The sequence below is a fragment of the Siphonobacter sp. BAB-5405 genome, assembly GCF_002872335.1.
In the GTDB taxonomy this organism is placed as follows: Bacteria; Bacteroidota; Bacteroidia; order Cytophagales; family Spirosomataceae; genus Siphonobacter.
Genome location: NZ_NJAG01000001.1, coordinates 72,628 through 85,781 on the forward strand (window position 1 = coordinate 72,628; position 13,154 = coordinate 85,781).

Consider the following 13,154-nt stretch of genomic DNA (forward strand, 5'->3'; position numbering starts at 1 on the left):
TATCCAACCTTCACCCATGGAATTTATCTCAATCGCCTTCATTGGTCTGCTCGGAGGTGCCGCTGGTTTTGGCGGAGCTGCTCTACTTGGCCGTTTTCGGAATGTTCGGGAAAAAGAAATCCGATCGGAATCGACGGTACTGCTCGAACGAATTGAGAAGGTATTCAAGGTCGTGCTGGCCGAAGGTCATTTCTCCGAAATTCACGACTATACGGACCGGAAAGACCTGTTTATGGGTCTGAAGGCGGGTTCGAAAAAAGCCCTGATTGTTACCAAAGCCAAGGTACTGGTCGGCTACGATTTTAGCAAAGTGCTGATTCGTTGGGAAGATGGCGAACGCCGAATGGTCATTGAATCGCTACCCGAACCGGAGATTCTCAGTATCGACTCCGATTACAACATTTACGACATTGACCAGGGCATGTTTAATCGCTTTAACAAAGAAGAATATACGAAGCTCCTTTCGGATGCCAAGCAGGTGATTCATAATAAAGCCGTCGCTTCGGAATTGCCGCAGGTAGCCCAGCGACAGATTCGGATTTTACTTAATCAACTGGCCGATACGTCGGGTTGGAAAATCGATTACCAGTTGCACGAAGCTCCAGCTTTGTTAACACAAAAGCCGCTCTGAAACAGAACGGCTTTTGTCTTCCCACTTGTTACGCGGAAAACACTGCTCCCAATTTCCGGTACAGAGACCAGCACACCGAAAATCGATTCCTTCCTAACGTAGCCATTGTTACGAGTGAGCACTGTTTTCACTGCAAAAGTCTCACCGAATCCCTGACTATCTCATGAGATCACTCGTGACACGGACTGACTTTTATCATTGAAAGCTATTCGATGGTATTGGCTCGCTGTACGTACTGACGAAGCGTTTCCCGCTGGGCCTGATAGGTTTCAACGCTTTTGTTGAATACTATTTTTTTAGAACCACTTCCGAGGATCGCCCCAATGATGGCTCCGGGGAGTAGACAGGCCGTTCCCAAAAACACCGACTTTGTATTCGCCGTCAGGCTAAGCAGACCTCCTTTTCTATCATCTCCCAACGCCTGGCCCCAAATGATCCCGGTGGCTACTCCTCCTAAAATGCCCAGTACAATCCCCCGGCCCACTTTTCCTTTTCGACGGATGCGTACGAACTCAAGCTGCTCGACGGGCATTCGAATCAACACCTCGGACGACCTGCGTCTTTTTAAATTCAACGTTGAGTCGCCCAGGCTTTGAAAAATGTAAGGGGTGTAGGGCCTGACCTCTGGTGATACGCGGGCATAAAACTGAACGATATACGGAATACGACTCTTCGCCAGTGAATCGGTGTACACCTGAGCCCAGGCCGTACTTCCCCCAAAAAAGAATAGTAATGAAATAATCACTCTCATACGGTAGCGGACGCCTCCTCTCCAGCAAATCGTTCCAGAAATTCAACCAATAGTCGTACGCCATAAGCTGTGCCCGCCCGCTGTGGAGCAAAATCCGTATCGCCATACGCCGTACCGGCAATATCCAGGTGAACCCAGGCGGGATGCTCATTGGTGAATACTTCCAGGAATTTGGCGGCAGCAATGGCCTGTGAATGCGGCAGTCCCGAGAAATTGCGGATGTCCGCTACATCGGATTTCAGGTGATCGGCGTATTCTTCCCACATCGGTAACCGCCAGAGCCGCTCGCCCGTGTGTTCGCCTGCTCGCTTGAGCTTTTTGCCCAGCGAAGTATTTTCGGTAAACATCCCCGCGGCATGATACCCCAGCGTACGAATAATACTGCCCGTTAGCGTAGCCAGATCAATGATCACATCGGGATTATAATTTTTGATGGCGTAGGCCAGACCGTCCGCTAAAATCAGTCGCCCTTCGGCATCGGTATCGGTTACTTCGATGGTCTTTCCGGCGTAGGAAGTAATCACGTCGCCGGGTTTCATGCTTTCGCCATCCACGCTGTTTTCGGTGGTGGGCACAATACCGATCAATCGAACGGGTAGTTTCAGGCGGGCAACGGCTTCCATCGTACCCAACACGGCGGCCGCTCCGCCCATGTCCGATTTCATCAGGTGCATATTTTCGGAGGGTTTGATGGAAATCCCACCCGTATCGAAGGTAACGCCTTTCCCCACCAGAGCAACGGTTTGACTGGCTCCTACCCCTTCATACTCCATGACAATGAATTCCGGTTCATTCCGACTCCCCTGCCCTACGGCCAGCAGAGCCATTAGCCCCAGCGACTGACATTCACCCGCATCGTATACCCGTACTTTAAAACCGTGAGCATCGCCCGAGTGCATGGCCCAGCTCGCCAGGGTTTGGGGCGTTTTAAAATTCGCCGGAGCATTGAGCAAGGGAAATACCCGTAGCTGCGTCTGAGCCAGGATTTCTCCTTTCTGGATAAAATCCGAAAGGTCTTCCGAATGCCGCAATTCAAGGGTTCCCGAGAATAACGGTGTCGGTTTCACTTCGTCCGTTTTATACAGCCCAAAATTGTAACTGGCCAGCCAGATGCCATTCACGACAAATTCGGCCCAGGCAGCTGGCAGGCTACTCAAATCCACGCCTACCGTTTCGGGCAATCTGGCTTTTTGCTTGAATACCAGCAAACGAAAGGCTTTGATCACTTCCGCTGAACCCGGATTTGTACCCAGACCCAACACGTAAATGCGAAGGCCCGTTGTCGTGAAAAAGGTGTGTACCTCTCCCTTTTTACCCGTTACTTCAGCCTGAAGAAGGGCCAGAGGTACCGCAGTTTGTTCGGTCAGTACGGCGAGCGTAGCTTCCAGCGTTTCACTCTGGACGGGAATAATCAGCGTCTGGATAGTCGCTGAAAAGTCAGAAACGGTCTGTATCTTCATAAATCAATTAGCATCGGGCAGAAAATGGGTAGTTACGCAGGTTTGCCTCAGACTTTCTGCCATATCCCGACAAATCTAAGATACTTTATGACATTCGAGGAATTTCAGCGTTCCCTGACGAACGATACGCCGCCCGCTTCACTACATCCGATTCTGGAAGGCCTCTGGTATGACGGAAAAGACGACTGGGAAGCTGCTCACAACATTGCCCAATCCGCCGAAGGCACACCCGCCTACGATCGGCTCCACGCCTATCTGCACCGTAAAGAAGGCGACACCTGGAATGCCAACTACTGGTACCGGCGGGCAGGAGCGGCCACCTATACGGGCAGTCTGCTGAGTGAATGGGAAACGCTGGTACGGCAAGAGCTTCAGCGGGGCTGATTTACTGGCTTACTTTTTTCAATTTTGCGAAGTCCCTTGGTATGCCAACGCGTAACTTTGTCTAAACGGATGAATTTTATCAGCCACTCACGCCGAAAGCAATACGATCGGCCTGGAGTTAAGTGAAGTAACCATGTCTGAAAAGATTGAAGCCTCCAGCTTCGGAGCGTTGCAACAAGCTTTTGAAGGGGAATTATATTATACCAAATCAACGGTACACGAAGCCCAGCGAATCCTGTATTCCACTGACGCCTCGGTATACCGGGAAAAACCGCTGGCCGTCGCCATTCCCAAATCCGTTACAGATTTAAAACATCTGCTGACGTTCGCCCGCAACCATCGAACGACGCTGATTCCGCGTACGGCGGGTACTTCGCTGGCGGGGCAGGTCGTGGGTTCGGGGATTGTGGTGGATTTATCGAAATATTTCACGCAAATTCTGGAAATCAACGCCGAAGAACGCTGGGCCCGCGTACAGCCCGGTGTCATTCGGGATGACCTGAATAAAGCACTGGCTCCGTACGGTCTGATGTTCGGCCCGGAAACGTCTACAGCCAACCGGGCGATGATTGGGGGCATGGTGGGAAATAATTCCTGTGGCTTACACAGTATCGTCTGGGGTAACACCCGTGATCACTTGCTGGCGGCTAAAGTATTACTATCGGATGGATCGGAAGCGGAGTTCAAAGCCTTGTCACCCTGGCGGTATGATTTAAAACGGGAGACTACTGAAACCTCGCTGGAATCGGATATTTACCGGGGTATTCATGACCTCTTATCCAATCCGCAGCATCAGCAAAACATTGCCGAGCGTTTTCCCAAACCTTCGCTCAGCCGTCGCAATACGGGTTACGCTCTGGATGCTTTGCTGAATCAGGAGCCGTTTACAAGTGGGTCTTCTGACTTCAACCTCTGTGCTTTGCTGGCGGGCTCGGAAGGGACGCTGGCATTGGCAACCGAACTGAAGATCAACCTCCTTCCTTTACCTCCCTCGGAAGTAGCGGTGGCCTGCGTACACTGTACGTCCATTCAGGAATCCCTTCAGGCGAACCTGGTAGCCCTCCAACACCGGCCCCTAGCGTCGGAACTGGTGGATAAATACATTCTGGATTTTACCAAAGACAATCCCGAACAGAGCAAAAACCGCTTTTTCATCGAAGGCGATCCCGCGGCCATTCTGATGGTGGAATTCATGGCCGAAACGCCGGAATCGCTTCAGCAGCAAGTCGACCAGTTGGTAAGCGATCTGCAAAACCGGGGACTAGGCTACGCAGTACCTGTCATCTACGGTGAAAAAACCAAACAGGTCTGGGACGTTCGCAAAGGGGGTCTGGGACTGATCCGGAATTTACCCGGGGATACCCAGCCCGTGAATTTGATTGAAGACTGTGCCGTAGCTCCCGAGGAACTTCCCCAGTACATCGCTGAACTCGAAGCTATGTTACGGCGGCATAACATTCACGCCAGCTACTACGCCCACGCCGGAGCGGGGGAGCTGCACGTGGAGCCCATGATCAACCTGAAAACGTCAGAGGGACAGGCCTTGTTCCGGCAAGTACTGGCCGAAACAGTCGAGCTGGTGAAGAAATACCGGGGTTCGCTGTCGGGAGAACACGGGGATGGACGCTTACGAGGCGAGTTTATTCCGCAGATGATGGGCGAAGAAGTATACGATCTTTTCCGCCAGATCAAACGCCTCTTTGATCCGATGGGCGTACTTAACGCGGGAAAAATCGTCGATACGCCGCCCATGAATCAGTTTTTACGGTACGAGGCCGATAAGCCCGTTCGCAAAATCAATACCTATTTCGATTTCAGTGCTCAGGAAAATATTCTACGGCTGACGGAAAAGTGTTCGGGTTCGGGCGATTGCCGGAAAACCGAGCTATCGGGTGGGACGATGTGTCCCAGCTTTATGGCTACCCGCAGCGAACGCGATACGACCCGGGGCCGGGCCAACGTCTTACGGGAATTTCTGACTAATTCAACGAAGAAAAATCCTTTCGATCATCCGGAAATCAAGGATGTGATGGACTTATGCCTGAGTTGCAAGGGCTGTAAATCCGAATGCCCGAGTAGCGTGGACGTTTCCAAGCTGAAAGCCGAGTTTCTCCAGCATTACTACGATGCCCACGGCGTACCTTTCCGCTCGAAAATGGTGGGGAACTTTACGGCTCTCTCGCGTATGGGCAGTCGGATGCCACGCCTGTACAACTGGGCCATGCAAAGCAAATTACCCTCGCTGGCGATTAAGAAAGTCATGGGGTTTGCCCCGGATCGCTCCATGCCGACCATTGCGGCTCAGACCTTGCGACAATGGTTTGCCGAACACGAATTCCGACTCAATACGACGGGCCGGGTGAAGTTCAAGCGTATTCTGTTCTTCTGCGACGAGTTTACCAACTACAATGATGTAGAAGTAGGTAAGAAAGCAATTCTGCTGCTGAGCGGACTGGGGTATAAAATCGAAATTCCCTATCACGTGGAATCCGGACGTACGTACCTCTCGAAGGGGATGGTGAAAGAAGCCCGGAAGATTGCGATTAAAAACGTGACCTTGCTGGCCGAAGTCATCAAGGACGGAGCACCCATCGTAGGATTGGAACCCTCGGCAATTCTTACCCTACGGGATGAGTACCTGGAGCTGGTCCCTACCGAATTGAAAGCTCAGGCTCAGGAAGTAGCCAGTCGGGCGTTTATTTTCGATGAATTTTTATCGCAGGAACTGGATAAGAAAAATATAAAATCCGATCAGTTTACGTACGAAAAACGACTCATCAAGCTGCACGGCCACTGCCACCAGAAAGCCCTGTCGAGCCTGACGCATACCAAGAAGATTCTCTCCTTACCGAGTCAGTACGAGGTTCACCTGATTCCTTCCGGTTGCTGCGGCATGGCGGGCAGCTTTGGCTACGAAGCCAAACATTACGAGGTTTCGATGCAAATTGGAGAACTGGTCCTTTTCCCAACCGTTCGGAATCAACCCGAAGAAGTAACCATTGCCGCTCCCGGAACCAGCTGTCGCCACCAGATTAAGGATGGAACGGGCCGCATTGCCCTTCACCCGGCGGAGATTCTTTGGGAAGCCTTTGTACGCAATGAAATTCAATAAAGGATTCAGGCCCTGAAATGATAAGCCGGACTGAATTCCGAAGCTCTGATTAGCCCCCTGAAAAATTCCCGAAATCAGGATTTTTTAGGGGGCTACTGCTTTCATTCAATGCCGAAAAAGCCTGAACTGGGGGTCTTTCATTGGGGATGTTTCATCCTTTGTCCGGTAAGGCTTCAACCTTCCAAAATTCTTGAAACGTTAAACCATTCAAACTGCCAACGCTTCCAGCCTTAAACTTTTTCAACCATTCCACCCTAAAATACATCTGGCAATGTTTTTTAGCGGATATTTGGCCTGAACTTTCCGGCTCATCCATGACCGAACTACTTATTTTATTTCTCCTGATTTTACTTAACGGTGTTTTTTCAATGGCAGAAATTGCTCTGGTTTCTGCCCGAAAAATACGTCTGAAAAACGACGCCGAACGCGGTGATAAACAAGCCCGCCACGCCCTTCAGCTCGCTGAAGCACCTGACACTTTTCTCTCTACAGTACAAATCGGAATTACGCTGATTGGTATTCTGACGGGTATCTACTCCGGCGAAAAGCTGGAAGGCGATCTATCGCTGTGGCTTCAGCAATTTACGTTTGTGGCCCCGTACGCCAATACTGTTGCCCGGGCCTTACTGCTGCTGATGATCACCTACTTTACCTTGGTCATCGGCGAATTGGTACCCAAACGGATTGGTCTAACCCGGGCGGAAAGCATTTCCAAGACGCTGGCCTTGCCGATGTCGTTGCTCTCCCGTATAACCTATCCGTTCATTTGGTTACTGTCTACTTCCACCAATCTGATCGTCAAAGTACTGGGCATTCGCCGGGGTGATGACAGTATGGTAACCGAGGAAGAAATCAAGGCCATCGTGAATGAAGGGCTGGAGCAGGGTACCATCGATGAAATTGAACAGGAAATTGTAGAAAACGTGTTTAATGTCAGCGATCGTCACATTGTATCGCTGATGACCCACCGTAGCGATTTAGCCTGGATTGATTTGCACGATAACGTCGAGCAGGTGCGAAAGAAGATTGAACTCGAACGACATTCCGTTTACCCCGTTGGGGATAAGTCGCTGGACCGGATGGTAGGCGTTATTACGGTGAAAGATCTGTATCTGGCCACGCCCGACACTCCGCTAAAAACGCTCATTCATAAGCCTTTGTTCTTACCGGAGAATATTTCGGCGTATCAGGTGCTGGATGAATTTCGTAAGTCCAAAGTACACCACGGTTTCATTGTGGATGAGTACGGTGTTCTACAGGGGATGGTAACGGTGAATGATATATTCGAAGCCATCGTCGGTCACATGCCCGATGCCGAAGTCATTGATTTTACGTTTGTGAAACGGGAAGATGGTTCATTTCTGGTGGAAGCCCAGATGCCTTTCATTGATTTTCTCAGTCGCTTAGGTCGACGGGACATTCGTGATTTTCTGGAAGAAGATTTCTCAACGGTAGCGGGCTTTATGCTCCATCACCTCCGCCGCATTCCCGTGGAGGGCGATCACATCAAATGGGATAACCTGACCTTTGAAGTCGTAGACATGGATGGCCAGCGAATTGACAAGATATTAGTTACGGAAGAAGATTCGGAGCGGAAAAATGAAAAGGGCTGAAACATACGTCTCAGCCCTGGGCAACCCTAAAATTTTCTGTTAGTGCGTATGTACATTAGAAGCATTCAAAAAAGCTTCCAGAGAAATGCCTTCACCTTTAAATCCGAAGCAGGGATACGCCGCAATGCCGCCTTCGGCATACAGCCGGGCCTGCAGGTACTTTTTGGTAGGATAATACGTCTCTAGTTCGGCTAGTCGTTCCTGGGAATCTACAATACCAAACCATAGATTTCCATCAAAAAAGAAAGCATTCGCGGGAATATTACTTCCGGGTGAATTAAGTAAGGCAGAACTCATATCTTTAACTGGTTGGATTTATAAAATATGCTCTTATAATAGGATAAGCTTATAGGACTAAGCTTCTATAGTTAAAGGAGTGCAGGTTAATTTCTGATACGAATAACCATAAACCTCTCAGCTTCAACTGAGCATTTTCTATTAACAACCTGTTTTACCCGTTATTTGGTAGATATTTCTGCCTTTTTGGTAAGCGTACGGTTTAATGACTGGGTGTATCCCGAACGGGAGCCGAAGCGTGCACTTCCGCGTAGATTTTCGTTGTGTACTGATCCAGTAATTCCAGAATCCGATCGCGGTTTTCGCTTTGTACGATCAGACCCACATGATATTCTTCCTGCATTCGCCACCCGATTTCAGGAGCTACATACTCACTCAAATCGGGCCACTGCTCACGGGCTAATGAAATGATAATTCCGGAGTACGCAGGCTTTAGTTCGGGCAATTCATAGGGCGTGCCTTCAACCGTAGCCGTTTCAATCCGGGCCCATTCCCGCCACAGGTTAATGCCACTGGCGGCTTCCACCATTTCGGCCAGATGGGCTCCTCCGACTCTGGAAGCTGTTTCGAGAAAGTAAAATTCTCCGTCTTCGTGGCATTGAATGAATTCGGAATGGCTGGCCGAGTATTCCAGGCCAAACGCCGTTAGCAGTTTTTCGTTGAAGGTTCGCAGGGCTCTCTCTTCGGCAGAACCAAAAGGGGTGGTAACGGAGCGGAAGACGCCCCCCCCGTGAGCGACCTCCATCGGTGTACTCAGGTATTGGCTGACCCAGTTGAACAGTACTTTCCCCTGATACGTCAGTGCATCGACGTGGTAGACGTGACCGGGCTTAAACTGTTCGACGAGAAACTCATGTCGTCGGTCGCCCAGGCTATGGATGACCTGCCAGAGTTCATCCTTATTCCAGACTTTCCGAATGCCCGCGGTAGAGGCTTCCCCCCGGGGTTTTACGACGACGGGAAAGGTGACGGAATCCGCAAAGGCATTGACTTCCGCATCGTTGAACAGGGCCGAAAACGTGGGTACCCGCAAGCCCGCTTCGGCGGCTTTCATTCGCATCGCCAGCTTATCCCGAAAGTACCGGGCGACGGTTTGCCCCATACCCGGCAGACGAAACGTTTCCCGGAAAAAAGCTCCTTTTTCAACATCGAAATCATCGAGAGCTACGATCCGGTCAATCTTGCGACTTCGAAGGACATACGCTAGTCCCTTTGCCGTCTCATTCAGATCCAATACTCCCTGATCTGGCGTTTCCACAAAAAATAACTCGTCAATATGGGATCGAAGCCAGGGTTTATGTTCGAGTTTTTTCTCCGTCAACAGGTACACCGTATTTCCGGCTTCCTTGCAGGACTTTAAAAATTCGTTTCCTTTAAAATACGTAGCAATACAGAGAAAGGAGAAAGGCATACGGAATGAGAGATTGAGGTTTTGCTGAAACGCGGCTCCCTGAATATACTGATTTTAGGTAAAAACTGTATCGATTCCCTAAAAAACCCGAACCGGGCTTCCCGGCCCTTGGGCATTTCAGTTACCTTTGCGGTATGGATTCCAGCCCCGGTCAATCAAGTATTTATAGCTTCCAATTTTGGCTTCTATGTGCCAGTAACTTCCTTTTCACCGCCAGCTTTAACATGATGATTCCCGAGTTACCCGGGTATCTTTCTGCACTGGGTGGCCGGGAATACGTGGGCCTGGTCATCAGTTTGTTTACGCTTACGGCCGGGGTTTCAAGACCTTTTTCGGGCAAACTAACCGATACGGTGGGTCGGGTACCGATTATGGCCTTTGGGTCGCTGGTGTGCTTTGTCTGTGGGTTGCTGTACCCCTTCATGAGTAGTGTATATGCCTTCTTACTACTACGGCTTTTTCACGGCTTTTCGACGGGTTTTAAACCTACGGCTACCTCGGCATACGTAGCGGATGTCATGCCCGAGGACCGGCGGGGTGAAGCCCTGAGTATGCTCGGTATTTCGGCCAGCGTTGGTATGTCGGCGGGACCACCGCTGGGGAGCTGGCTGACGGCGGCTTTTTCGATTGATACCATGTTTTACGTTTCGTCGCTGTTTGCCTTTCTGTCGATTGGTATTCTGACGAACCTGAAAGAAACCCTTGAGCGGCGGCAACGCTTTTCGCCGCGACTGCTACTCATCAAGAAAAACGAAATCTTTGAACCTCGCGTACTGGCTCCTGCGGTGGTGATGTTGCTCAGTAGTTACGCGATTGGATTAATTCTTACCATCGGTCCGGATCTATCACTTTCGGTGGGCATTTACAATAAAGGTCTGTTTTTCATGACCTACACCATTTCGTCACTGCTGATTCGGCTGGTAGCGGGGAAAGCCTCCGACCGCTTTGGTCGCGTCAAAGTATTACGGATGTCGATTCTGGTGCAGGTTATCGCGATGTTAGGCTTGGCCTTTGCGGATAATCTGTACATGGTACTGGCCATGGCCTTTCTCTTTGGCGTTCCCTGGGGACTGAACACGCCGGCTCTACAGGCCTGGACCGTCGATTTAGCCAATCCCCTGTACCGAGGTCGAGCCGTAGCCACCACGTATATCGCATTGGAAGTAGGCATTGGTATCGGAGCTTTAACTTCGGGCTGGCTACACAATCATTTACGAAACAGTTATCAGATCAATTTCCTGATTTGCAGCGTGATTACCTCGGGAGCGTTGGTGTACCTTACCTTCCGCAAATCACCCGCCCTGACGATGTAACCGTATGACTTTCACGGAATACCTTACCCAGAAAAAAATAAACGCCCAGGCATTTCAGCAAGCTGAACCTGAGCGTTTTAAAGAATGGGAGCAACTATTTGGACAAGTACATCCCGATAGTTTTACAGCCCAGAAGAAGTTCCTTATCAATCCGATTCGCCGCAAGTATGGCCTTTCGGCGTAGGCGTTATTCTTTCTCGCCCGTATCGGCATAGTCCGGCATTTCCTGATCATTCAGCCGGACCATTTCGGTATTCTTCCGCAGTCGCATGTTGATCAGCTCGACCGTCAGGGAGAAGGCCATCGCTACGTACAAATACGCTTTGTTGACTTCCTGGTGAAAGGATTCGGCCACGAGCATCATTCCGATGGCAATGAGAAAGGACAAAGCCAGGATCTGCAAAGTCGGATTTCGATTGATGAAATCGGCAATAATGCCCGAAAAGGCCAGCATGATGCCCATCGAGATGACTACGGCAATAACCATGATCCAGACATTTTCCACCAGGCCCACGGCTGTCAGGATACTGTCAATTGAGAATACCGCATCGACCAGTACAATTTGAATGATCGTCGCCATCAGACTGGAGTATTTAGCAGCCCCCAGCGAAGACTCCGATGATGCCTGTAACTTGTGATGAATTTCGAGCGTACTTTTCCCCACTAGAAATAATCCTCCACCCAACAAAATCAGGTCTTTCCAGCTGATTCCCACGGGTTCGGTCGTGCCATGTTCATGAATAAAAGGCACTTCAAACAATGGCGTCGTTAGTCGTAGCAGAGAAGTAATACCGAAGAGAAGAATAATCCGAAATACCATCGCCAGTAAGAGACCAATCGTACGAGCCTGCTTTTGCTGAGCCCGTTCAAGTTTGTCGACAATGATGGAGATAAAGATGATATTATCTACCCCAAGTACAATCTCCAGAAACGATAAAGTCAGCAAACTAATCAATACGGCCGGTTCGGCCAGGTTCGGGAATTCCATGATTCAGATGAATGTAATGCAAAGATTGGGGACGAAGTTTCATTAAAAGCTTTATTCCAGCAGCAAGATATGGGACTGTCGGTACAATTTAGGTTTGGAATGGATTTTTCATTCAGGAAATGGATATCAACCTTGGATTTATACATGGCACGCAAATCTCGTTTCTTCTCTCTGGCCCTGGGCGTGGGTCTTGTATGGGCAGCCCGCCAGTTGGTACGCTATAGCCGACGTTTTGACGTTCGCAATAAAGTAGTACTCATTACGGGAGGTTCGCGGGGCCTCGGCCTGGTACTGGCACGTCAATTAGCCACCCAGCAGGCCAAATTAATCTTGGTCGCTCGCGATGCAGACGAACTTCAACAAGCGGAAGAATCGATCGCCGACTTGGGAGCGGAAGTCATCTCCATTGTCTGTGATATGACGAACCCTGCCGAAGTGGAGGATATGATTGAAGAAAGTCTCAATTACTACGGTCGCATCGATGTACTCATCAATAACGCGGGTATTATTCAGATTGGCCCCGTAGATAACATGACGCTTCAGGAATACGACGAAGCCATGGAAACCCATTTCTTCGGTCCACTTCATGCCATTCGAGCCGTATTGCCGCACATGAAGGCCCGTCAGGAAGGGCGTATTGTCAATATCTCATCCATCGGTGGAAAAGTGGCCGTACCGCACCTATTGCCGTATTCGGCCAGTAAGTTTGCCCTGAGTGGACTCTCCAAAGGGTTACGTACGGAACTCCTGCATCAGAATATTCACGTAACGACCGTATATCCGGGTTTGATGCGTACGGGTAGCCCACGACATGCCATCGTGAAAGGAGAACATCAGAAAGAATACGCCTGGTTTAAAATCGCGGATTCACTTCCCTTGTTAACGGTCAGTGCTGAAAATGCCGCCCAGCAGATTATTGAAGCCTTAAAGCAAGGAAGAGCGGAACTAACGGTAAGTGTACCCGCCAAACTGCTGGCGGCTTTGGATCATCTGTTCCCGGAGCTGGCAGCCGACATCTTTGGCATTACCAACCGATTTTTGCCCCAGCCCGTACCTGAAGCGGCCAATCCCCGCAAGCACGGGTACGAAGTGGAGTCAAAGGTTACGCACAATGGCATAACCCAGCCTACCGATGAAGCCGCTGTGAAAAATAACGAGTTTTAGAAACTAGTTTTCAACACATAAAAAAGGAGA

12 protein-coding genes are annotated in these 13,154 nt (G+C 50.0%); 7 read left to right on the forward strand and 5 right to left on the reverse strand.

Annotated elements, in window-relative coordinates:
• Positions 1 to 16 precede the first annotated feature (16 nt).
• A complete protein-coding gene (locus BWI97_RS00275; protein WP_094816705.1) occupies positions 17 to 631 on the forward strand; it encodes a DUF4230 domain-containing protein in 615 nt (204 codons plus the stop codon).
• 205 nt (positions 632 to 836) lie between these two features.
• Here the strand turns inward: BWI97_RS00275 and BWI97_RS00280 are convergent, their stop codons facing one another.
• Complete coding sequence (locus BWI97_RS00280) at positions 837 to 1,382, reverse strand: hypothetical protein (RefSeq protein WP_102199611.1); 546 nt, start codon at positions 1,380 to 1,382, stop codon at positions 837 to 839.
• A complete protein-coding gene (locus tag BWI97_RS00285; protein ID WP_102199612.1) occupies positions 1,379 to 2,842 on the reverse strand; it encodes a M17 family metallopeptidase in 1,464 nt (487 codons plus the stop codon). The genes BWI97_RS00280 and BWI97_RS00285 overlap by 4 nt, the downstream gene beginning before the upstream one ends.
• 87 nt (positions 2,843 to 2,929) lie before the next feature.
• Between BWI97_RS00285 and BWI97_RS00290 the strand changes: the two genes are divergently transcribed.
• The 3 genes from BWI97_RS00290 (at position 2,930) to BWI97_RS00300 (ending at position 7,951) form a co-directional block, all read left to right on the forward strand.
• Positions 2,930 to 3,226, forward strand: a complete 297-nt coding sequence (locus BWI97_RS00290) for a hypothetical protein (protein ID WP_102199613.1) — start codon at positions 2,930 to 2,932, stop codon at positions 3,224 to 3,226.
• Between the two features lie 133 nt (positions 3,227 to 3,359).
• Positions 3,360 to 6,338, forward strand: coding sequence for an FAD-binding and (Fe-S)-binding domain-containing protein (locus BWI97_RS00295; RefSeq protein ID WP_102199614.1), 2,979 nt, complete (start codon positions 3,360 to 3,362; stop codon positions 6,336 to 6,338).
• Between the two features lie 314 nt (positions 6,339 to 6,652).
• Positions 6,653 to 7,951: a hemolysin family protein gene (locus BWI97_RS00300; RefSeq protein WP_102199615.1), complete on the forward strand. Its 1,299-nt coding sequence runs from the start codon at positions 6,653 to 6,655 to the stop codon at positions 7,949 to 7,951.
• A gap of 39 nt (positions 7,952 to 7,990) precedes the next feature.
• On the opposite strand, the gene BWI97_RS00305 is transcribed toward BWI97_RS00300, so the two are convergent.
• Both BWI97_RS00305 and BWI97_RS00310 read right to left on the reverse strand, forming a co-directional pair.
• Entirely contained in the window at positions 7,991 to 8,248 is a 258-nt protein-coding gene (locus BWI97_RS00305; RefSeq protein ID WP_094816697.1) for a hypothetical protein, read from the reverse strand.
• A gap of 202 nt (positions 8,249 to 8,450) precedes the next feature.
• Positions 8,451 to 9,659, reverse strand: a complete 1,209-nt coding sequence (locus BWI97_RS00310; protein WP_102199616.1) for an acetyl-CoA carboxylase biotin carboxylase subunit family protein — start codon at positions 9,657 to 9,659, stop codon at positions 8,451 to 8,453.
• Between the two features lie 134 nt (positions 9,660 to 9,793).
• Here BWI97_RS00310 and BWI97_RS00315 point away from each other — a divergent pair, with 134 nt between their 5' ends.
• Positions 9,794 to 10,972: an MFS transporter gene (locus tag BWI97_RS00315; RefSeq protein ID WP_094816693.1), complete on the forward strand. Its 1,179-nt coding sequence runs from the start codon at positions 9,794 to 9,796 to the stop codon at positions 10,970 to 10,972.
• Between the two features lie 4 nt (positions 10,973 to 10,976).
• On the forward strand, positions 10,977 to 11,156 hold the full coding sequence (locus BWI97_RS00320; protein ID WP_102199617.1) for a hypothetical protein: 180 nt from the start codon (positions 10,977 to 10,979) through the stop codon (positions 11,154 to 11,156).
• A 3-nt stretch (positions 11,157 to 11,159) separates the two neighbouring features.
• Here BWI97_RS00320 and BWI97_RS00325 read toward each other — a convergent pair whose 3' ends face one another.
• Positions 11,160 to 11,960, reverse strand: a complete 801-nt coding sequence (locus BWI97_RS00325) for a TerC family protein (RefSeq protein WP_094816688.1) — start codon at positions 11,958 to 11,960, stop codon at positions 11,160 to 11,162.
• Between the two features lie 144 nt (positions 11,961 to 12,104).
• Here BWI97_RS00325 and BWI97_RS00330 point away from each other — a divergent pair, with 144 nt between their 5' ends.
• The gene (locus tag BWI97_RS00330; protein WP_102199618.1) at positions 12,105 to 13,124 is read left to right on the forward strand and encodes an SDR family oxidoreductase; all 1,020 of its coding nucleotides are present in this window, start codon (positions 12,105 to 12,107) and stop codon (positions 13,122 to 13,124) included.
• Positions 13,125 to 13,154 lie beyond the last annotated feature (30 nt).

What these genes read in the sequence shown, in the direction of transcription:
- BWI97_RS00290 (WP_102199613.1), top strand. Translation starts at nt 2,930, where the DNA reads ATGACATTCGAGGAATTTCAGCGTTCCCTGACGAACGATACGCCGCCC.
- BWI97_RS00320 (WP_102199617.1), top strand. Translation starts at nt 10,977, where the DNA reads ATGACTTTCACGGAATACCTTACCCAGAAAAAAATAAACGCCCAGGCA.
- BWI97_RS00305 (WP_094816697.1), bottom strand. Translation starts at nt 8,248, where the DNA reads ATGAGTTCTGCCTTACTTAATTCACCCGGAAGTAATATTCCCGCGAAT.
- BWI97_RS00325 (WP_094816688.1), bottom strand. Translation starts at nt 11,960, where the DNA reads ATGGAATTCCCGAACCTGGCCGAACCGGCCGTATTGATTAGTTTGCTG.
- BWI97_RS00285 (WP_102199612.1), bottom strand. Translation starts at nt 2,842, where the DNA reads ATGAAGATACAGACCGTTTCTGACTTTTCAGCGACTATCCAGACGCTG.
- BWI97_RS00275 (WP_094816705.1), top strand. Translation starts at nt 17, where the DNA reads ATGGAATTTATCTCAATCGCCTTCATTGGTCTGCTCGGAGGTGCCGCT.
- BWI97_RS00315 (WP_094816693.1), top strand. Translation starts at nt 9,794, where the DNA reads ATGGATTCCAGCCCCGGTCAATCAAGTATTTATAGCTTCCAATTTTGG.
- BWI97_RS00310 (WP_102199616.1), bottom strand. Translation starts at nt 9,659, where the DNA reads ATGCCTTTCTCCTTTCTCTGTATTGCTACGTATTTTAAAGGAAACGAA.
- BWI97_RS00295 (WP_102199614.1), top strand. Translation starts at nt 3,360, where the DNA reads ATGTCTGAAAAGATTGAAGCCTCCAGCTTCGGAGCGTTGCAACAAGCT.
- BWI97_RS00280 (WP_102199611.1), bottom strand. Translation starts at nt 1,382, where the DNA reads ATGAGAGTGATTATTTCATTACTATTCTTTTTTGGGGGAAGTACGGCC.
- BWI97_RS00300 (WP_102199615.1), top strand. Translation starts at nt 6,653, where the DNA reads ATGACCGAACTACTTATTTTATTTCTCCTGATTTTACTTAACGGTGTT.
- BWI97_RS00330 (WP_102199618.1), top strand. Translation starts at nt 12,105, where the DNA reads ATGGCACGCAAATCTCGTTTCTTCTCTCTGGCCCTGGGCGTGGGTCTT.